Raw genomic sequence first — 18,159 nt, 5'->3', positions numbered from 1 at the left:
GCCGCTGACGCACCCAGTCGCGACCCACCCCGCCCTAGCATCAGAATTTCTGCGACGAATCCAACGCCGGGAGTAGTCATGCGGGTAGCGATGGTAGGGATGGGGACCCGGGGCGACGCGCAACCGATGGTCGTGCTGGCGGCCGAGCTCGCGCGCCGGGGGCATGACGTCGACCTCGCGTTGAACACGGATCTGCGCTGGCTCGGTCAACGACTCGGCGTACGGACGTCTGATCTGGAGCTGAACGCGCGCGAGTTCATGGAGTCCGAGCAGGGCCGCAAATGGCTCGCGTCCGGCGACATGGCGTCGTACGTGCGCTGGTTGCTCGACTACAAACGCCGGATTGCCGATCTCTTGCACGCAAAGCTGATCGAGCACACGGCAGACGCCGACGTGGTGATCTCCGGCTCCGTCACCGAACTCGAGGCGGCGGTCATCTCGGAGGCCGCCGGAGCGCAGTACGTCGCGGTGCATTACGCGCCGATGCGCAGCAACAGCGCCTATCCGCACATGGTCGTGTCGCGCGAGGTCTTCTCCCCCGAGCGCAACCTGCAGACGTACGAGCAAGTCGAGAAGGCCAACTGTCCGGTCTTCGCCCCGTTCGTCAACGAGCTGCGCGCCAAGGTAGGTCTGGAACCAGCGACCCTCGGCACAGCCGCGCGCCTGGAGCAGGCCGGCTCACTCGAGCTGCAGATCTACAGCCAGCACCTCGTCCCGGAGTTGACCGAGTGGGGCCCGCGCCGCCCGATCACCGGTTTCCCCTTTCCCTCGGACGAGCAACAGGCCGCGCTCAACGGCTCGGTGGATCCTGAGCTCGACCGCTGGCTCGACGCGGGCGACAAGCCGGTGTACTTCGGCTTCGGCAGCATGCCCATCCTCGATCCGCAGGCCGCGCTGGCCTTGATCGAGCAGGTCAGCGGCAAGCTCGGCGTCCGCGCCCTGGTTGGCGCCGGCTGGAACGACCTCGACCTCGGTACTGCCACCGGCGGGCGGATCCGCGTCGTCGGCGAGTTCGACCACGAGTCGGTGCTGCCGAGATGCCTCGCGGCCGTCCACCACGGCGGCGCCGGTACGACGGGCAGCTCGATCCGGGCCGGCCTGCCGACGGTGATCTGCGGCGTCTTCGCCGACCAGCCGTTCTGGGGTGCCCGGATCACCGCACTCGGCGTCGGCAACACTCTCGCCTTCTCAGACCTCTCCCCGGACACCTTGCTCGCGGCCCTCGAACCCTTGCTGGCCGGCAGATTCGCCGAACGCGCGCGTCAACTGGCCGCCAAGCTCCGCTCCGAAGACGGCGTCACCACGGCAGCCGAGGCCTTCGAACGCACCGTGAAAGCCTGATCCGGCCATTCCGCAGCCGGGTCGTCCGAGGCCCATGCCACGTACCCGTCTGGCCGTACGACGACGCGCGCCGCCTCCGCCCAGCCGGACAACTCCAGGAGCACGGGCCGACCGTCCCGGAGCAGCTCCGCGACGCACGTCGTACCGAGGTCGAGGTCTGGCATCCGCTGCCCGATCAGCCGATGATCACCGGGTGAGTACGCGACTCCAAGACCGGACACGAGTCCAGCCAGCCATTTGTTTGCCGATGGCAACCGCATCAACCCGACGAAGACCTCACGCAGACAGGCGACATCGTCGTCGGGCACCATCAGCACACCCTGCGCCCGGGTATTCGCCAGCACCGCAGCTCCGACCGGATGCCGCTCCTCGTGGTAGCTGTCCAGCAGATCGACGCCGTCCTTCACAAAGGCGGCCAGCTTCCACCCGAGATTGAACGCATCCTGCAGCCCGAGGTTCATCCCCTGCCCACCCGTTGGCGAGTGAATGTGCGCAGCATCGCCGGCGAGGAACACCCGCCCCTTCCGGTACTGCGAAGCCTGCCGCACCGCGTCGGTGAAGCGCGATCCCCACCGGAGCTCCCGCAGCACCACCCCCTCGCCGTACCAAGCGGTCAAAGCCCGGGACACCTCGTCGAACCCGACCGGCAAGTCCTTGTCCAGGCCCTGCTGCTCCGGTCCGGTGAAGAGCACCCGATGAACACCGTCCGCCAACGGAAGCATCGTCATCACCGCCCCGTCCCGCGGCACCAGCGACGGCAAAGCCCAACTTGTCGATTCGTTGCCCTCGACAACGACATCGGCGACCACTGCCGAGAACCGTCCATCCCTGCCGGGAAAGGCGATCTCACTCAGCTTGCGCACCGCACTCCGCCCACCGTCACACCCCACCACCCACTCGGCGCGGATCGTCGCTCCATCCTCGAACTCGGCACGGACCCCCTGGTCGTCCTGATCCAGTCCGATGAGCGTGCGGCCCTCGACCCGTACGCCGTGCAGCCGGAGATGATCCTCCAGCTGCGCCTCGATCCGAGCCTGCGGAATCCCCAGCTGGTAAGGAAACCGCGTCTCCCACGCCGAATATTCCAGCGGCACCGGCAGCCCGGCAAAGTGCCCGGCCGGCAACCGCTCGACCTTTTCCAACAGTGGATCCAACAACCCACGAGAGTGCAGGATCTCAGCCGATCGCGGCTGCAGAGTCAATGCCTTGGATTGGCCCGAACGCTCGATCGTCTTATCCACAAGGCGAATCGATACTCCGGCCAGTTGGAGCTCGGCAGCCAGCAAGAGACCGGTCGGACCGGCTCCGACGATCAGAACCTCAGTCTTCATGCGAGGAGATCATTCTTCCGCGAGTAGATCATCATGAAGCCGTAGAGCACGACGAAGAGCGCGATCCACTGCGCCGTCGTCACGCCTGGCACCGCATCGAGCGGAAGTGCGTACGCGATCACCACTCGCACCACGGCATCGAGCACCAGCCCGACACCCCAGACCGCGGTGATCAACCTGATCCCATGCCGGAAGCGGGGCTCGGAGTCCCAGCGACTCGCCCAGACCTGGCCGCCGCCCTTGCCTCGTTTGGCTTCGGCGATGCCGCGCCCGATCGACAACAGCAACGGCTTACCGGCGAACAAGGTCCCGAGCATCCAGAACCCACACAGCGCGGTGATCACGCCGTCCTTAGCCAGCAACATCCGTGGACTGTCCATCGCCAGCGAGGCGATCGTCCCGACGGCCAGCGCGCTGATCATGAAGATCGCCAGCCAGTCCACCCGAGCGCCCTTGATCAGGCTGTACGCCGTACGCGCGACCGGGATCACCGAGCCCGCCAGCGTCGCACCCACCACGCCGACGCCGGCCTGACGAAGTCCGTAGAAGATCAACAGCGGCACCACCAGATCGATCAGCACCGGAGCCAACACAGCACCCCACCGAGCCTTCGGTTTGTTCACGGTGCTCACGGCATCTCCGCTCAGGTCGTGCGGTCTCGTGGTGCTCACGGTGTCTCCGGTCGGGTGGCTCGGTTGAAGGTGTCGGTCAGTTCGTCGGCGCACAGCTGTGGATCCGATCCACCGACGAGGCGGCCGGCGACGGCGTCGATCGCGGCGCGCAGGGTCACCGCCATCAGCGTCGAATCGAACGGCCGGAAGTCGCCCGTCCGCTGTCCGCTGTCGAAGAGGCCGATCAACCGCGCGATCGCGCCGTCCGCCTCCTCGTCCGGGACCGGCACGTGGCTCGACACGATCTGCTGAACCGCCCGGACGTGATCCGGCTTGGCCGCGATGAACTCGACGTTGGACCGGATATAGGCCGCCAACTTCGCGGCCGGACTCTCCGCCGCCTCGATCGCCGGGCGCATGTACTCGCCGGCGTCCGTGGTGACGCGATGCAGCACCTCCGCGAGGAGCTCGTCCTTGGACGTGAAGTGGTAGGAGATCAGCCGCTTGCTACTCAGCCCCGCGACCGCACAGATCGCGTCGTACGACGTGGCGGCGTACCCACGCTCGGCCAGTACGCCGATGGTCGCGGCGACGATCTGATCCCGCCGAGCCGCCGTACTCCCCGCTTGAGTTATCCGCATGTGTAAAAGTTATCCGCTTGTGTAAATCCTGTCAACCAAGCTCGCCATCACCCCTCTCGGCGACCACCCGTCACCCCTCCCAGCGACCACCCGTTGACCCTCTCGACGACCGCCGATACCGTGGCGGGAAATCGATTTCTCAGCCCCAGATCTCTTCGCCCGCCCAGGAGTCCCAGATGCAGAAGCGACTAGCCCTGATCCTGCCGACGCTGGTCGGCGCCGCGCTCCTTCCACTGAGCGCCGGCTCGCCAACACATCCGGTCGCCGAGCACCCCGCAGTACAGGCCGCCGTTCCTTCGGCTGCTGAGCGGGTGGCGAAGCTGACTGGGCCGGGGGCGATCAACGACACCGAGGGGCGGTTTCAGCTGAAGGCGACGGATCTTGGAATTCTCTGGGACAACGGCGCTGGGGAGATCCTCTCGGCGTTCGGCGACAGCTACGGCAGCGGCTGGACCGGGCCGGGCGGCGGAGCAGGCGACCCTGCGACCCTCGACTGGCGTTGCAACCTGCTCCTCCGCAGCAAGGACCATGACCTGACCGACGGAATGACGCTCGACAGCGCCGCCGAGGACAGCCCTGGTCACGCCAAACAGTTTCTGGACTGCAAGAAGATCGACCGCGACGAGCACACGGTGATCCCGACCGCGGGGATCTCGGTCGGGAAACGGCAGTACGTGCAGTACATGTCGGTCAACTATTGGGGCCCGGCCGGCAGCTGGTTCACCAACCACTCCGGCTTCGCGTACTCCGACGACAACGGTGAGACCTGGACAAAGGACCCGAAGGCGATCTGGCCGAACACCAAGTCCTGGGACGACAACTTCCAGATGAACGCCCTGGTCCGCACCGACGGCTTCGTCTACATGATCGGTACGCCGAACGGCCGCTTCGGCAACGCCCACCTCGCCCGCGTACCCGAGCGCCAGGTGCTCCAGAAGAACGCGTGGCGCTACTGGGACGGACGCACCTGGTCGACCCGCGAGACTTCCGCAGCACCGATCGCCGTCGGCCCGATCAGCGAGGTGTCCGTTCAGTGGAACGCCTATCTCGGCAAGTGGCTGATGATGTACCTCGACGAACAACGAGCATCCGTCGTACTACGGTCTGCCGCGTCCCTCACCGGTCCGTGGAGCGGTGAACAGGTAGTTGCCCGAGGCACCGAATATCCCGGCCTCTACGGAACCTTCATGCACCCCTGGTCGTCCGGACCGGATCTCTACTTCACGATGTCGCAGTGGGATCCGTACAACGTCTTCCTCATGCACACCAAGCTCACCGACGACGACTCGGCAACCAACCTGGTCACGGATCCCGGCTTCGAAGCGCAGACCGGCGCCACTCCGACCGCACCGTGGCAGCTGAGCGGACGCGGTGGGATCGATCGGACGAATCTCGGCCACAGCGGTCAGAACAACGCCTACGTCCGGGATTCGATCGGTGCGCACCAACTCCAGCAGAACGTCGCCGTCCGCCCCCATCATCGCTATCGTCTCTCCGCCTGGCTCCGGACCGCCGACAACAACTCCGAGACGATGCTCGGCGTCCGCACCTTGCGCGGTCAGCAGATCGCCGAGCGTCGCACGGGCGCGCATTCGGCGTACACGAAGATCAGTCTCGACTTCGACAGCGGCCGGGAATCACTGATCCAGCTCTACACCGGCTTCTTCGGCCACGGCCAGGACGTCTGGCTCCAGGCCGACGACCTCACCCTCGAGGAGCTCCGCTGATCGCACGATCTACTGCGCAAGCGGCAGGTCTCCCGCGGTAGGCGCTGCTACTGCGCAAGCGGCAGGTCTCCCGCGGTAGGCGCTGCTACTGCGCAAGCGGCAGGTCTCCGGCGGTAGGCGCTGAATTGCCGGCAACCCTGTTTCGACCAGGATTCCGGTCTCGTCTTCTTCTCCCTAGTCGACGCGGGGCGGTCCTGCCTTGAGGCGCCGTTCGGCGGCCTGGCGGACGGCGGCCGGGTCCATCGAGGACCAGTCGGCATCGATCCACCACGTGGCGCCCGCGTCGGCCCAGGGACGGACTGTCTCCGCGGCGTTGGGATCATCTGCCTGGGTCACGCCTTCGGCAGCCACGTCGTACCCGTCCATCGTCAGGCCGTGTCTCTCGCGCTCCTGGCGGATCCACTCGACGCCTTGCGCGACAACCTCGGGCGTCACCTGGCCGTCGCCGACGTACGCCGGCAGCCATCCGTCCTGCAACGCCGCCCGGCGCATCGACTTCGGTCGCGGCCAGCCGCCGACGACCCAGGTCGGGACCCGCGGCTGCTGCACCGGTGGTGGCGGCGCCGGCTGGTTCAGCTCCGGGATCCTGCGCGCGGTGTAGTGCTTCCCGGAGTACTCGAACGGCTGGTCGCGCCAGAGGAACGGCAGCATCTCGAGCGACTCGTCCATCAGCTCCGCGCGCACCTTCCGCCCCGGATCCTCCTCGAACAGCCAGAACCGGTCCTCGCCCGTCACCCCCAGCCCGACGGACAGGATCACCCGCCCGTTGCTCAGGTTGTCGACGGTCGAGACCTGCCCCGCGACGTCCCACGGTTTCCGGCGCGGAAGCGGCGTGAGCATCGTCCCCAGCCGGATCCGCTCCGTCGTCATCGCGGCCGCCCCGAGCATCACCCAGGCGTCGATCCCCCAGATCGACTCCCAGACGAAGAACCCGTCCCAGCCGTGCTCCTCCGCGATCACAGCCAACTCCGCCGCATCGCGCGCATCGCCCAACGCCATCACGAACCCGTATTTCATACCTCCGAACGCTAACGACCCCCACCGACAAAATGCGGCCCGGCCCAGCGCAGCAGATGGGGAGGTGCCTCCGCCCGTGGCGGGATGCTCGGCCGGTGGAGGGATGCTCGCCCGCTAGAGGGTTTATAACGCGGCAGTGGGTGAAGATCGCGGCAGGCGGCTGCGGTGCTCCCACCCCGGGTGAGCGGCGTGGGTGGTGTGAGCGGCGTGGGGTGGTGTGAGCGGCGTGGGTGGTGTGAGCGGCGTGGGTGGTGTGAGCGGCGTGGGGTGGTGTGAGCGAGGTGGGGGTGAGTTAGCGGGAGGGGTGGCGGGTTCGGCGGGTTCGGTGGTGGGAGATCTGGCCGCGGCGGCGGATGGGGCGGCGGGGGCCTACCAGGCGGGGGCCGGCGAGGCGGTCTTCCAGGCGGCGGGCTTCGCGGCGGATGGGCTGGGCTACGTATTCGCCGAGGATGACGCCGGAGGCGAGGGCTACGCCGATCGCGACGGCGGTGGCGAGGCTGACGATGCCGGTCAGGTTGCCGTTGCTCATCACCTCGAACAAACCCTTGTAGATGGTCAGTCCCGGCAACAGCGGGACGGTTCCGGAGACGACGATGACGAGTGGCGGTACGCCGAAGCGCCGGCCGAGCGAGTATCCGCCGAGCCCCACCACGAACGCCGCGGCCGCGGTCGACCAAGCCGGTCCGAACTGCGCCCGCGCCATCATCGTGAACACCAGCGACCCGGCGGCGCCGACCGCCGCGACCGGGAGCAGCGAGCGCAACGGCGCGTACGACGCGAAGGCGAACGCGACCGCCATCAGCGCGCCGGAGCCGACCATGATCGGCAGGTTCGCGAGCTGGATGGTCTGCGCCTCGATGGCGACCGGCAGACCGAACCGGATTCCCAGCGCGAGCCCGAGGCTGACGCCGGCGATGATCCCACCGGTGAGCAGCATCGCTTCGAGACTGCGGGCCGCCGCGGTCACGTAGTACCCGGTGATCGCGTCCTGGACGGCACCGGTGAGGGCGATGCCGGCCAGCAGCATGATGATGCCTGCGGCAACTACCAACGAGGGCTTCACCGGTGCGTGCACGGCGTACAGGATCAACGCGACCGCGGTGGCGACGAAGGCGCCGGCCACCTGCTGGTAGAAGGCGGGCAGGCGCTGCCGGTTGAACCAGCGGTTGCTGAGTTCGATCAGGATCGCGGTGACGACGGCGACGAGGGTGATCAGCCAGCCACCGCCGAGCAGCAGGGTCGCGCCGCCCGCCATCACGCCCCATGCGAGCACCGAACTCCAGCGCGGGAACGGCGGGCCGGCGCTCACCATCCGCGCCAGCTCCCGGCTCGCGTCCTCGCGCGTCACCTCGCCACCCGCGAACCGTCGTACGAGCTGATCCACGTCGGTCAACCGGGAGAAGTCCTGCCCGCGATACCGGACCACCCGCATGTGCGTCTCGGGTGCAACATCGGGCGCCGCCTGGTACGAGATCGCGATCGAGGTGAAGGTGATATCCACCTCACACCCCCGCAACCCGCAAGCAGCAGTCACGGACAAGATCGTCGCCGTCGCATCCGCCGTCCCGGCCCCGCTCGACAACACCACCTCCCCGATCCGCAGCGCCAGATCCAGCCCCCGATACAACTCCCGCTGCACCCCCCGCTCCCGATCCTCCCGCCGCCGCCCCGCCCGCTCCTGCCGCCGCTCGTCAGACCCGTCACCCGAACCTGCCGCGGCCAGACGAGACGCCTGGCTACGGCCAGCCCCCTTCACACCATCCGCGCTCGGCGCGGCGCTTCTACCGTCCTTCGCAGCACCTTCCGAGCCCGGCCCGGCGTCAACGCCTTCCCCCGACGCATCGTCCGTCGACCCAGCGCGACCGCCTTTCCTCGCCGGACTCTCGTCGTCCGCGCGGAGGGCGGGCGTGCGGGAGGGCTGGGCGGGTGGGGAGGTCTCGTCCAGTTCGGGGGTGGGCTCGGGGGCCTCGGGCACCTGGGTCCTTTCGTGGGTGGGAGCTCGGCCGGCTCCCGTATCGGCTGATCGGGTGAATCGGGAGCGGTGGGAACGACGCTAACGCGCGCCGGTACGCCGTACCCAAACGGCGGTCGCGGATGCCACCGGTACGACTGGTCTGCAACCGCTTTCCAATTGCCTCCGGCGACAGGTTGACTCCCCGTGACGGCCCACCTAAGGTTGCCTCCACGAGCCTGGGAAAGCCCTTTCCAAGCGCTCACATCAGGCTGACCAGCGCAGATGAAGCGCCGAGGAGAGGTTGCACAGTGAACGATCGACACGTCGGCATCGTGATGAACGGCGTCACCGGCCGGATGGGCCTGCGCCAGCACCTGGAGCGCTCCATCGTGGCGATCCGCGAGCAGGGCGGCATCCCGGCCGCCGACGGAACGATGATCATCCCCGAGCCGATCCTGGTCGGCCGCAACGAGCTCAAGCTGAAGAACATCGCGGACACCTACGGGCTGACCCGCTGGACCACGGATCTGTCCGAGGCACTCGCCGAGCCCGACGTCGAGATCTACTTCGACTCCCAGCTGACCCAGCTCCGCGAGAAGGGCGTCCGCGCTGCCGTCGAGGCCGGCAAGGCGATCTACTGCGAGAAGCCGATCGCCGAAGGGCTGGACGCGGCGGTCGACCTGGCCCGGCTGGTCCGCGATTCAGGCCTCAAGAACGGCGTCGTCCAGGACAAGCTCTCGCTGCCCGGCCTGCGCAAGCTCAAGCGCCTCGTCGACGGCGGCTTCTTCGGGCAGATCCTGTCGGTGCGCGGCGAGTTCGGCTACTGGGTGTTCGAGGGCGACTGGCAGGAAGCGCAGCGCCCCGCCTGGAACTACAAGGCCGAAGAAGGCGGCGGCATCGTCGTCGACATGTTCTGCCACTGGCGGTACGTGCTCGACCAGATCTTCGCCCCGGTCAAGTCGGTCTACTGCCAGGGTGCGACGCACATCCCGACCCGGTACGACGAGCAGGGACAGCCTTATGCGGCGACGGCCGAGGACGCGGCGTACGGCGTGTTCGAGCTCGAAGGCGGCATCATCGCGCAGCTGAACTCTTCGTGGACGACCCGGGTGTTCCGCGACGAACTGGTCGAGTTCCAGGTCGACGGGACCGAGGGCAGCGCGGTCGCCGGGCTGCGCAACTGCCGCGCCCAGCACCGCTCCGCGACGCCGAAGCCGGTCTGGAACCCGGATCTCCCGGCGGCGTACTCGTTCCGCGACCAGTGGGCCGAGGTGCCGGACAACGAGGTGTTCGACAACGGGTTCAAGGTGCAGTGGGAGATGTTCCTGCGGCATGTCACAGATACAGCCGACGACTCAAAATTCACCTGGGACTTCGTCGAGGGCGCCAAGGGTGTGCAGCTGGCGGAGCTCGGGCTGCAGTCGTGGCGCGAAGGGCGCAAGCTGGAGGTTCCGGCACTCGACATCGAGGCTCGCGCATGAGCTTGTCACTACGGTTGCCGCGCGACGGCGGCTTGGAGACGTACACACTGACCGGTACGCCGGTTGCCCACGGCACCTATTCGCCGGCCCGCTCCCGACTCGCCTTCGCCGCCGCCCACGTCGTCGCCGATCCCCTCGGCGACAACTCACCGGGTGCCCCCGCGGTCATCGACTGGGAACACACCCTCGGCTTCCGCCACCACCTCTGGTCCCTCGGCTTGTCGGTAGCCGAAGCCATGGACACCGCCCAACGCGGCATGGGCCTGGATTGGCCAGCCACCCAACAACTAATCCGCCGCTCTGCTGCCGAAGCGCCCGACGGGCGGATCGCGGTGGGGGTGGGGACTGATCAGTTGGGTGCTGGGGTGCATCCGTTGGATGTGGTGGTTGGGGCTTATGAGGAGCAGCTCGCGTTGGCTGAGGAGGTGGCGGCTCAGCCGATCTTGATGGCGAGTCGCGCCCTGTGCGCAGCAGCCACCTCCCCGGACGATTACCGGAAGGTTTACGACCACCTGCTCGCGCAGTCGTCGCAGCCGGTGATTCTGCACTGGCTGGGGTCGATGTTCGATCCGGCGCTCGAAGGCTATTGGGGTAGTGGCGATCTGGATCGGGCTGCCGATGTAGTGGTTGAGCTGATCAACGAGAACCCCGGCAAGGTTGACGGCATCAAGATGTCGTTGCTGGATGCAAGCAAGGAAGTTGCTCTCCGCAAGCGCCTGCCCGAAGGAGTACGCCTCTACACGGGGGACGACTTCAACTATCCCGAGTTGATCCGGGGCGATAAGACGCACCACAGTGACGCGTTGCTCGGGATCTTCGCGGCGATCGCGCCCGCCGCCGCGGCAGCGTTGAAGGCGCTCGACGAGGGCGACCTCACGGCGTACGGGCAGATCTTCGCGCCGACCGTGCCGCTCGCCCGGCAGATCTTCTCGGCGCCGACGTACTACTACAAGACCGGAATCGCCTTCCTGGCTTGGCTGAACGGGCATCAGCCCGGCTTCGGCATGGTCGGTGGACTCCAGACCGGGCGGTCGCTCCCGCATCTCGCGGATACGTTCCGGCTGGCCGACGCCGCCGGCGTACTGACCGATCCGGACCTCGCCGTCACCCGCTTCCGGCAGCTGCTCAGCACCGGCGGGATCGACGCATGAACCGCTACAGCCTCAACCAGGCGACCACGAAGTACTGGTCGTTGGAAGACGTCGTCGCGGCCAGCGCGAAGGCCGAGCTCCAATGGATCGGCCTCTGGCGCGAACCCGTTCAGGAGTACGGCGTCGAGCGCTCGGCGAAGCTCGTCGCCGATGCCGGTCTGCGGGTTTCCTCCTTATGCAGAAGCGGTTTCTTCACCTCGACCGATGCCGTCGAACGCGCCAGGAAGATCGAGGACAACCGGCGCGCGATCGACGAGGCGGCGACGCTCGGCACCGACGTACTGGTCCTGGTCAGCGGTGGTCTGCCACCCGGATCGCGCGATCTCGACGGCGCCCGGACGATGGTCCGCGACGGGCTCGCCGAGCTGGCGCCGTACGCACAGGAACATGGCGTCCGGCTCGCCATCGAGCCTCTGCACCCGATCTTCTGCTCGGATCGCTGCGTGGTCTCGTCGCTCGGCGGCGCTCTCGACCTGGCCGAGCAGTTCCCGGTCGAACAGGTCGGTGTCGTCGTCGACGCCTACCACCTGTGGTGGGACGCCGACATCTACCGGCAGATCGAGCGGGCCGGCGCCCGGATCTGTTCGTACCAGGTGAGCGACTGGGTCGTCCCGCTGCCCGCCGACACGCTGCTCGGCCGCGGCATGATGGGCGACGGTTCGATCGAGCTGCGCCGGTTGCGCGAGGCCTGTGACGCGGCCGGGTACGACGGTCCGGTCGAGGTCGAGATCTTCAACCAGCAGCTGTGGGACGCGCCCGGCCAGGAGGTTTTCGACCTGGCCCTGGCACGCTATCTGGAGCACGTCGCCTGATTCAGGATCCAGCACTCGAAGGAGATTCCTCCCCATGAGCGACCGGAACATTCCCGCCGACGGGATCGGCATGCACCTCTACACGATGCGCGAGGCGCTCGCCGAGGACTACCCCGGCACCCTGCAGCGACTGGCGGAGATCGGCTACCGGACGATCGGCGTGAGCGGCCGGTTCGGTCACTCGGCCGAAGAGATCCGCTCGTACGCCGACGCGGCCGGCCTGAAGATCGTCCTCGAACACGTCGGCTATCCGCGGCTGACCGACGACTGGGCCGGCGCGCTCGCGGACGTGAAAATGCTCGGCGGCGAGTGGATCGTCGTACCGTCACTGCCGGAGGAGCTAAGGAATCCGGACGGTTTCCGCGAGGCGGCGCGGGCGTTCACCGCGGCCGGTCAGGTGGCGGCGAAGGAGGGGCTCAAACTGCTCTTCCACAACCACGGGCACGACTTCGAGGAAGTCGACGGCCAAGTGCTGTTCGACATCCTGCTGAACGAGGTCGATCCCGACCTGCTCGGGTTCGAGCTCGACCTGTACTGGGTGGTGAACGGCGGGAAGGACCCGATCGAGTACTTCGAGGCGCACCCGGGCCGCTTCCCAGCGCTGCACGTGAAGGACATGGCCGAGGACGGAACCTTTGCCGACGTCGGCACCGGCACCCTCGATTTCGCGGCGATCTTCGCGCATGCCGAGGCGGGTGGAGTGCGGCAGTGGCTGGTGGAGCATGACGCTCCCACTGACGCATGGGAGTCCGCGCGTACGTCGTACCGGTCTCTCAATGAACTCAGGTACTGACGCTCGGTGACCGTGACGCTGCGTCGCGGAGGGTGCCTCGGCGTGTCGAGACTGGCGGGATCTGTCACTCTGTAAGGGGCTCTCTCCACGGCGGGAGCCCACTTCAGGCCCCCTGATGCCGTGACAGCGGAGATCGCGCGTGCAGAACGAGCCCACCGTACGGATGACGGCAGTCCGCCGTCTCTACGAGGTGAGCGCCCGGATGGGTGCCGGGCGCAGCCTGGCGGAGACTCTGCAGGCCGTGGTCGACGGGGTCGTGGACGGGCTCGGCTTCGGGATCGCGGTGCTGAACCTGCGGCTACCGGACGGCAAGTTCGAGGTGATCTCGGTGGCCGGCTCGCACGAGGCCAAGGAGGCGCTACTCGGCACCGTCAGCGCGGCGGACATCTTCGACGCCGAGTTCGACATCGCGGACAAGTGGGGTGCGCTGCGGTTCGTGCCGCACGAGCGGCTGCCCGAGGGCGACGTGGTCGGCTGGGTGCCGGAGATCCCGGTGCCGACCGAGCCCGATGCGTGGCACCCGCTCGATGCGTTGTTCGCGCCGCTGCAATCGTCCGACGGCGAGCTGGTCGGGATGTTGTCGGTGGATCTGCCCGAGGACCAGCGCCGGCCCGGGCCGATCCATCGCGAGCTGCTGGAGATCTTCGCCACCCAGGCCGGGCTGGCGATCGACAAGGCCCGGCTGACCGATCAGCTGCTGGCCGAGAAGGCGCGGCTCGAGGCGAGTGAGACGACGTTCCGGCTGGTGTTCGAGGGCGCCGGGAACGGGATGGCGACGATCGCGTTCGACGGTCCGGAGGCGGGTCGCATCCTGCGGGTCAACGACGCGTTCTGCCACATCACCGGGTACACGCCGCAGCAGTTGATCGGGACGATCCTGGTCGACTACCTGCGCGAAGGGGACCTGGGTCAGACACAGCGGGAGATCGAGCTGCTCACCGCCGGACATGGGCCGTATCGATTCGAGCGGGTCTTCCGGCGGACCGACGGGAACGACATCTGGCTCGGCGGGACCGCCGCGATCGTTGACCAAGGCAAGGATCAGCGGCGGATCGTGCTGATCCAGATCGACGATGTGACGGCGCGCAAGGATGCCGAGCGCGAGTTGCAGCATCATGCGGCCCACGATCCTTTGACGGGGCTGCCGAATCGGCGGCTTCTGCAGCACCGGTTCAACGCGGCGTTACAGAGGGCTCGGCAGACCGGGCGGCGTGGAGTGCTGTTGTTCTGCGACTTGAACCACTTCAAGCAGGTCAACGACAAGTACGGTCACGAGGCCGGCGACCGGGCGCTGCGGGAGATCGCGGATCGCCTACTGACCGAAGTACGGCACGGTGACACGGTGGCTCGGCTCGGCGGCGACGAGTTCGCGATCCTGGCCGAAGACATCGACGGCGACGCCCTCGACATGCTGATGCACCGCATCGACGAGTCCATCAGCAAACCCCTCGACGGCATCGACGTCCCGGTCACCGCCAGCATCGGCACCGCCATCGTCAGCCCGTACGCCGCCGACCTCGAGGAACTCCTCCGCACCGCCGACAACGCCATGTACGAAGCCAAGAGGACCTACCGAGCCGGTCTCTGACGCCGCTTATTCTTGGGCCGCTCACGCCTTGCGTCCGTCTGCCAGTCCTGCATGATCGCAACAGCCGCTTCGTTGTGCCGTTCGACAAAAGGCACCACCCTGCCCGGGTTGGCAAACGCAAAGATCGGACTCCACCGCACCCGTCCACCCGGCGCCTTCCACCGAACGGCCGGGAAGTCAGTGATCGCGATGATCTCCTCGCGCGGAATCCGCCGCCGACGAAACAGCCCATGGACCTCAAGAGCCGCTTCCTCGCAAACCACCCCCAACCGCCACCCCAGCAACCCCAAGTAGGCCGCCCCCGCAAGACAAACCCCTGCGCCCACCACCACGACCGCCACCCGCGCGCCATTGCTGATCAACTCGACCACCACGACAACGCCCAACACCGGCCAAACCAGAGCGTTAGCAATCCGAGTCACCAACAGCGGTTTCAGTTCCACCCACTCATCCTCTCAGTCGGCCCGAAACCCCAGTCCGTCAACGCTTCATCTCAGCCAACCCACAGAGATATTCCGCGGAATCCAGCAACTCAGCCGTCAGCCGTACGCCGGTCAGGTGCTCGGTCAACGCGAGTGTCGCCTCGGTGTGTAGTGCGTAGTCACGATCCTCGCCGTCGCTCAGGTCGAACCCGACCTGCTGCATGACGTCGATCAGCCCATCGGGGTCACTCCCCGACCGACGGAAGGCGAACAGGGCTCGAAGTCCAACCGGACCTCGCCGTCGACCAGCCAGAGAAACCGATCCTCGCCGTCGACTCCGCCCCAATGCGAGATCACATCGGTGCCGACCGCCAGCGCTTCGGCTCGACGCAGGCCGCGAACCATCGTGAAGCAGTAGCTCTCGGTCAGTCCGGTGTGCTTGAACCAGGTGTAGTCCGCGGCGGTCGGCATCATGAGCCGAGTTTGGTGAGGGGGTCGTCGGTCAGGCGGTAGGTGGTCCATTCGGTTTGGGGACGGGCGCCTAGGGACTCGTAGAAGGTGATGGCGGGGGTGTTCCAGTTGAGGACTGACCATTCGAGGCGTTCGTAGTTGTTGCGGACGCATTCCTGGGCGAGGGCGGTGAGGAGGGCTTTGCCCAGGCCGGAGCCTCGGTGTTCCGGGGAGACGTAGAGGTCTTCCAGGTAGATGCCGTGGACGCCTCGCCAGGTGGAGAAGTTGAGGAACCAGAGGGCGCAGCCGACCACCTCACCCTCAATCAGCCCGACGTGACAGGAGACGGCGGGGGTGGGTCCGAAGAGGGCTGTCGTCAACTGGTCGGCGGTGAGGTGGCACTCATCGGGGGCTCGTTCGTAGGACGCCAGGCCGTACACGAGGTCGACGATCGCCGGTACGTCGGCCGGCTGGGCGCGGCGGATTCGGTCGTCTGTCTGCATGCGCACATCCTGCCTGTAAACACCGACAGGGGGTTGTCGCGGGCGGGCGCGAGGGTGGAGGAAGTCGGGACGGGCCCGGCGCGGAACGGAGGATCGAAATGCCAGTAATGAACAGCATCGCGTGGTTCGAGGTCGGGACCGATGACCCGGCGGCGGCCGAGCAGTTCTACGGCGACTTGTTCGGCTGGAAGGTCGCGCACGACGACGCGGTGAGCACCGACCCGGCGTACCAGTTCTTCACCACCGGTGACGGGGAAGGCCTGCGCGGCGGGCTCTTCGCGACCAAGGGCTCAGTGCCCAACTACGCCATCTTCACCGTGCTGGTCGAGGACGTCGACGCGGCCTGCAGCAAGGCCGTCGCCGCCGGCGGTCAGATCCTGCGCGGGCCGGAGGTCAATCCGTCCGGGGTGAAGTTCGCGCACCTGCTCGATCCGGCCGGCAGCCAGTTCTCGGTCTTCACCCCACCAACACGAGCTGTCTGATCTTTCCCGCCGGGATGTCGAGATCCTCCTGCCGCAGCTCGCGGTGCGGAGGAGTCTCGGCAGTGACGGTGACCGACGTGATGCGGTCGGTCCGGAAGACCCGTACGGCGTCGCGTCGCCGGCACCAGGCGATCAGGTACCACTGGGCCGCCTTGCCGACGTAGCCGAGCGGCTCGATCTCGCGGGTCGTAAGAGCGCCCTCGCGATCGGCGTACGCGATCCGCAGGACGCGACGGGTGGAGAGCGCATCGGCCACCGGCCGCGGTACTGCGGTCGTCGGCTCGTCCTCATCGGTGAAGAGATGAACTCGTGCGGCCAGCTCCTCCGCCGCGGCGGCATCGTCGGTCTGCATTGCGGCGACGAGCTTGCGCAACGCGGATCCCGCGACCGAGCGGAACGGCGTACCGTCCAATCGACGCAAGGCGAGTGCCATCGCGACCGCTTCACCAGGAGTCAGGTTGACCGGCGGCAGCGTGCGCGCCTTGTCCAGGCAGTAACCGCCGGTGCGCCCGGTCTCGGCATAGATCGGCACGCCGGACTGCTGCAGCGCGCTGATGTCTCGCTCGATTGTCCGCACGCTGACCTCGAAATGCTCAGCGAGCCGCTGCGCGCTCCGCGGCCTGGGCGCGACGGCACGCAACTCCTCGACGAGGGCATACAGCCGATCGGTCCGGTTCACGGAATTCAAGTTAGCCAGCGGGTCCGACAGTCTCCGGCATTCAGTGGCCGCAGTACTGGCTCTCAGTGGTTTTTACTGTTGGAAAGCTGAGTCGGCGTGCGGGAGGTTGGTTGTATGGCTACCAACACCACCCGCAGGATCGGCGAAGTTCAGGTCAGCGCGATCGGGCTCGGCGGCATGCCGATGTCGATCGAGGGACGGCCGGACGACGAGAACCGGTCGATCGCGACGATCCACGCCGCGCTCGACGCCGGGATCACGCTGATCGACACCGCCGACGCGTACCACCTGGACTCCTCCGACATCGGTCACAACGAGACGCTGATCGCGAAGGCGCTCAGCTCGTACGGCGGTGACACGTCCGGCGTACTGGTCGCGACCAAGGGCGGCCACCTGCGTCCCGGCGGCGGCGCCTGGACGCTCGACGGTTCGCCGGAGCATCTGAAGCAGGCGGCCGAGGACTCGCTGAAGCGGCTCGGGGTCGAGGCGATCGGGTTGTACCAGTTCCACCGGCCGGATCCGAAGACGCCGTACGAGGACTCCGTCGGCGCGATCCGCGACCTGCTCGACGCGGGGAAGATCCAGATGGCGGGTATCTCCAACGCGAACCCGGAGCAGATCCGGCAGGCGAACGAGATCCTCGGCGGCCGGCTCGTCTCCGTGCAGAACCAGTTCTCTCCAGCCTTCCGGTCGAGCGAGCCGGAGCTGGAGTTGTGCGACGAGCTCGGCATCGCGTTCCTGCCCTGGTCGCCGCTCGGCGGCATCTCGAACGCGGGTGAGCTGGGCAGCAAGCACCCGACGTTCCACTCGCTCGCTGCCGAACTGGGTGTCAGCCCGCAGAAGCTCACCCTCGCCTGGATGCTCGCCAAGTCCCCGGTCGTCATCCCGATCCCCGGCTCCAGCCGCCCAGAAACCATCCGCGACTCCTACTCCGCCGTCGACCTCACCCTCACCCCCGACCAGGTCGCCACCCTCAACGCCTCCTGACCCACCCCACCGCACCCGACGCGCCGCCCCGCCCTGCGAGGTGACGCTCCGCGCCGCGAAGAGGCGGCCCACCCTCCTCTTCGCGGGCTTCGCCCCCTCCTATAGCAGGGGGCGAACCCGCCAAGGTGGAGTGAACCCCGCGACGCGGTACGCCGGGCGCTCAGCTCAGCACCCGGAGTGGCCGCCGGA

General features: G+C 67.5%; 17 protein-coding genes and 1 pseudogene. 9 read left to right on the top strand and 9 right to left on the bottom strand.

Annotated elements, in window-relative coordinates:
• Positions 1 to 78 precede the first annotated feature (78 nt).
• Positions 79 to 1,341 (top strand): glycosyltransferase, encoded by a 1,263-nt coding sequence (locus ABZ004_RS28720; RefSeq protein ID WP_355684189.1) that lies wholly within the window; start codon positions 79 to 81, stop codon positions 1,339 to 1,341.
• Here ABZ004_RS28720 and ABZ004_RS28715 read toward each other — a convergent pair.
• From ABZ004_RS28715 to ABZ004_RS28705, 3 genes are read right to left on the bottom strand one after another with little or no spacing between them, the layout of a single operon-like run.
• A complete protein-coding gene (locus ABZ004_RS28715) occupies positions 1,263 to 2,672 on the bottom strand; it encodes an FAD-dependent monooxygenase (protein ID WP_355684188.1) in 1,410 nt (469 codons plus the stop codon). The genes ABZ004_RS28720 and ABZ004_RS28715 overlap by 79 nt on opposite strands.
• Entirely contained in the window at positions 2,669 to 3,343 is a 675-nt protein-coding gene (locus ABZ004_RS28710) for a VC0807 family protein (protein ID WP_355684187.1), read from the bottom strand. The genes ABZ004_RS28715 and ABZ004_RS28710 overlap by 4 nt, the downstream gene beginning before the upstream one ends.
• Positions 3,340 to 3,924, bottom strand: a complete 585-nt coding sequence (locus ABZ004_RS28705; RefSeq protein WP_355684186.1) for a TetR/AcrR family transcriptional regulator — start codon at positions 3,922 to 3,924, stop codon at positions 3,340 to 3,342. The genes ABZ004_RS28710 and ABZ004_RS28705 overlap by 4 nt, the downstream gene beginning before the upstream one ends.
• A 176-nt stretch (positions 3,925 to 4,100) precedes the next feature.
• Between ABZ004_RS28705 and ABZ004_RS28700 the strand changes: the two genes are divergently transcribed.
• On the top strand, positions 4,101 to 5,651 hold the full coding sequence (locus ABZ004_RS28700) for a DUF4185 domain-containing protein (protein WP_355684185.1): 1,551 nt from the start codon (positions 4,101 to 4,103) through the stop codon (positions 5,649 to 5,651).
• A gap of 174 nt (positions 5,652 to 5,825) precedes the next feature.
• Here ABZ004_RS28700 and ABZ004_RS28695 read toward each other — a convergent pair whose 3' ends face one another.
• Positions 5,826 to 6,668, bottom strand: coding sequence for an LLM class flavin-dependent oxidoreductase (locus ABZ004_RS28695; RefSeq protein WP_355684184.1), 843 nt, complete (start codon positions 6,666 to 6,668; stop codon positions 5,826 to 5,828).
• Between the two features lie 292 nt (positions 6,669 to 6,960).
• The gene (locus ABZ004_RS28690) at positions 6,961 to 8,307 is read right to left on the bottom strand and encodes a threonine/serine exporter family protein (RefSeq protein ID WP_355684183.1); all 1,347 of its coding nucleotides are present in this window, start codon (positions 8,305 to 8,307) and stop codon (positions 6,961 to 6,963) included.
• Positions 8,308 to 8,930: 623 nt separating this feature from the next.
• Between ABZ004_RS28690 and ABZ004_RS28685 the strand changes: the two genes are divergently transcribed.
• From ABZ004_RS28685 to ABZ004_RS28665, 5 genes are all read left to right on the top strand, one after another.
• Entirely contained in the window at positions 8,931 to 10,103 is a 1,173-nt protein-coding gene (locus ABZ004_RS28685; protein WP_355684182.1) for a Gfo/Idh/MocA family oxidoreductase, read from the top strand.
• Positions 10,100 to 11,254, top strand: a complete 1,155-nt coding sequence (locus tag ABZ004_RS28680) for a dihydrodipicolinate synthase family protein (protein ID WP_355684181.1) — start codon at positions 10,100 to 10,102, stop codon at positions 11,252 to 11,254. The genes ABZ004_RS28685 and ABZ004_RS28680 overlap by 4 nt, the downstream gene beginning before the upstream one ends.
• On the top strand, positions 11,251 to 12,066 hold the full coding sequence (locus ABZ004_RS28675) for a sugar phosphate isomerase/epimerase family protein (protein ID WP_355684180.1): 816 nt from the start codon (positions 11,251 to 11,253) through the stop codon (positions 12,064 to 12,066). The genes ABZ004_RS28680 and ABZ004_RS28675 overlap by 4 nt, the downstream gene beginning before the upstream one ends.
• Before the next feature lie 34 nt (positions 12,067 to 12,100).
• The gene (locus ABZ004_RS28670) at positions 12,101 to 12,859 is read left to right on the top strand and encodes a sugar phosphate isomerase/epimerase (RefSeq protein ID WP_355684179.1); all 759 of its coding nucleotides are present in this window, start codon (positions 12,101 to 12,103) and stop codon (positions 12,857 to 12,859) included.
• A gap of 139 nt (positions 12,860 to 12,998) precedes the next feature.
• Positions 12,999 to 14,447 carry a diguanylate cyclase gene (locus tag ABZ004_RS28665; RefSeq protein WP_355684178.1) on the top strand — a complete coding sequence of 483 codons (1,449 nt, stop codon included), beginning with the start codon at positions 12,999 to 13,001 and terminating at the stop codon, positions 14,445 to 14,447.
• Here the strand turns inward: ABZ004_RS28665 and ABZ004_RS28660 are convergent.
• The 3 genes and pseudogenes from ABZ004_RS28660 to ABZ004_RS28650 form a co-directional block, all read right to left on the bottom strand.
• Positions 14,429 to 14,890 carry a hypothetical protein gene (locus ABZ004_RS28660; RefSeq protein ID WP_355684177.1) on the bottom strand — a complete coding sequence of 154 codons (462 nt, stop codon included), beginning with the start codon at positions 14,888 to 14,890 and terminating at the stop codon, positions 14,429 to 14,431. The genes ABZ004_RS28665 and ABZ004_RS28660 overlap by 19 nt on opposite strands.
• Positions 14,891 to 14,927: 37 nt before the next feature.
• Positions 14,928 to 15,340 (bottom strand): annotated as a pseudogene (locus tag ABZ004_RS28655) (DUF6461 domain-containing protein).
• The gene (locus ABZ004_RS28650; RefSeq protein ID WP_355684176.1) at positions 15,340 to 15,822 is read right to left on the bottom strand and encodes a GNAT family N-acetyltransferase; all 483 of its coding nucleotides are present in this window, start codon (positions 15,820 to 15,822) and stop codon (positions 15,340 to 15,342) included. Before ABZ004_RS28650 ends, ABZ004_RS28655 begins: the two are co-directional and overlap by 1 nt.
• Before the next feature lie 98 nt (positions 15,823 to 15,920).
• Between ABZ004_RS28650 and ABZ004_RS28645 the strand changes: the two genes are divergently transcribed.
• Positions 15,921 to 16,304: a VOC family protein gene (locus ABZ004_RS28645; protein WP_355684175.1), complete on the top strand. Its 384-nt coding sequence runs from the start codon at positions 15,921 to 15,923 to the stop codon at positions 16,302 to 16,304.
• Here the strand turns inward: ABZ004_RS28645 and ABZ004_RS28640 are convergent.
• Positions 16,279 to 16,983, bottom strand: a complete 705-nt coding sequence (locus tag ABZ004_RS28640) for a YafY family protein (RefSeq protein WP_355684174.1) — start codon at positions 16,981 to 16,983, stop codon at positions 16,279 to 16,281. The genes ABZ004_RS28645 and ABZ004_RS28640 overlap by 26 nt on opposite strands.
• Before the next feature lie 114 nt (positions 16,984 to 17,097).
• On the opposite strand from ABZ004_RS28640, the gene ABZ004_RS28635 reads away from it, so the two are divergent.
• Positions 17,098 to 17,970, top strand: coding sequence for an aldo/keto reductase (locus ABZ004_RS28635; protein WP_355684173.1), 873 nt, complete (start codon positions 17,098 to 17,100; stop codon positions 17,968 to 17,970).
• Positions 17,971 to 18,159 lie beyond the last annotated feature (189 nt).

It is taken from the genome of Kribbella sp. NPDC006257, assembly GCF_040613535.1.
Taxonomy (GTDB): domain Bacteria; phylum Actinomycetota; class Actinomycetes; order Propionibacteriales; family Kribbellaceae; genus Kribbella.
Note: the sequence above shows the minus strand (reverse complement) of the source record. Positions and strands in the feature narration are given on the sequence as shown.

What these genes read in the sequence shown, in the direction of transcription:
- ABZ004_RS28720 (WP_355684189.1), top strand. Translation starts at nt 79, where the DNA reads ATGCGGGTAGCGATGGTAGGGATGGGGACCCGGGGCGACGCGCAACCG.
- ABZ004_RS28715 (WP_355684188.1), bottom strand. Translation starts at nt 2,672, where the DNA reads ATGAAGACTGAGGTTCTGATCGTCGGAGCCGGTCCGACCGGTCTCTTG.
- ABZ004_RS28705 (WP_355684186.1), bottom strand. Translation starts at nt 3,924, where the DNA reads ATGCGGATAACTCAAGCGGGGAGTACGGCGGCTCGGCGGGATCAGATC.
- ABZ004_RS28700 (WP_355684185.1), top strand. Translation starts at nt 4,101, where the DNA reads ATGCAGAAGCGACTAGCCCTGATCCTGCCGACGCTGGTCGGCGCCGCG.
- ABZ004_RS28695 (WP_355684184.1), bottom strand. Translation starts at nt 6,668, where the DNA reads ATGAAATACGGGTTCGTGATGGCGTTGGGCGATGCGCGCGATGCGGCG.
- ABZ004_RS28680 (WP_355684181.1), top strand. Translation starts at nt 10,100, where the DNA reads ATGAGCTTGTCACTACGGTTGCCGCGCGACGGCGGCTTGGAGACGTAC.
- ABZ004_RS28675 (WP_355684180.1), top strand. Translation starts at nt 11,251, where the DNA reads ATGAACCGCTACAGCCTCAACCAGGCGACCACGAAGTACTGGTCGTTG.
- ABZ004_RS28670 (WP_355684179.1), top strand. Translation starts at nt 12,101, where the DNA reads ATGAGCGACCGGAACATTCCCGCCGACGGGATCGGCATGCACCTCTAC.
- ABZ004_RS28650 (WP_355684176.1), bottom strand. Translation starts at nt 15,822, where the DNA reads ATGCAGACAGACGACCGAATCCGCCGCGCCCAGCCGGCCGACGTACCG.
- ABZ004_RS28645 (WP_355684175.1), top strand. Translation starts at nt 15,921, where the DNA reads ATGCCAGTAATGAACAGCATCGCGTGGTTCGAGGTCGGGACCGATGAC.
- ABZ004_RS28635 (WP_355684173.1), top strand. Translation starts at nt 17,098, where the DNA reads ATGGCTACCAACACCACCCGCAGGATCGGCGAAGTTCAGGTCAGCGCG.